Genomic DNA, 775 nt, shown 5'->3' on the forward strand with positions numbered 1-775 from the left:
CCCCATCGGGGAGTTGCGGGTGTTCAGGAACGCCGAGACAACCTTGAGCCGCTTGAGCGCGCGGGCCTTCTTCTGACCCTTGCCGCTGCGGATGGTCTCGCGCAGCGACTCGGCCTCGGCGCCCAGGTCGAAGTCAGCGAGCCGCCGCTGCAGCGCCTCGGCGCCCATGCCGCCGTCGAAGTACGCACCGAAGCGGTCGCGCAGCTCGCGATAAAGCAGCTCGTCCGGCTCCAGGTCCTGGACCTTCATGTTCTTGAAGCGGTCGAAGACCCGGTCGAGATCGTCGATCTTACGCTGCACCCGGTCCCGGATCTGGCGCATCTCGCGCTCGGCCGACTCGCGGACCTTGCGTCGCGCGTCACCCTTGGCGCCCTCGGCCTCGAGCTGCGCGAGGTCGGCCTCGAGCCGCTTCTGCCGGACTTCCACGTCGGCGTTCTTCTTGTCCTCGAGCTGCTGTTTCTCGACGCCGATGCGGGCCTCGAGGGTGGGCAGGTCGCGGTGACGCGCCTCCGTGTCGACCTTGGTGATCATGTAGGCGGCGAAGTAGATGACCTTCTCGAGGTCCTTCGGCGCCAAGTCCAGCAGGTAGCCGAGCCGGCTCGGAACACCCTTGAAATACCAGATGTGGGTGACTGGGGCGGCGAGCTCGATATGCCCCATGCGTTCGCGGCGCACCTTGGCGCGGGTGACCTCGACGCCGCAGCGCTCGCAGATGATGCCCTTGAAGCGGACCCGCTTGTACTTACCGCAATAGCACTCCCAGTCCCGGGTGGGA

At 66.7% G+C, this 775-nt stretch carries 1 pseudogene; it reads right to left on the minus strand.

Annotated elements, in window-relative coordinates:
• Positions 1–775 (minus strand): annotated as a pseudogene (locus tag AC08OU_RS06090) (DNA-directed RNA polymerase subunit beta'); the annotation flags it as partial.

This window comes from Frankia sp. CcMO1 (genome assembly GCF_977945845.1).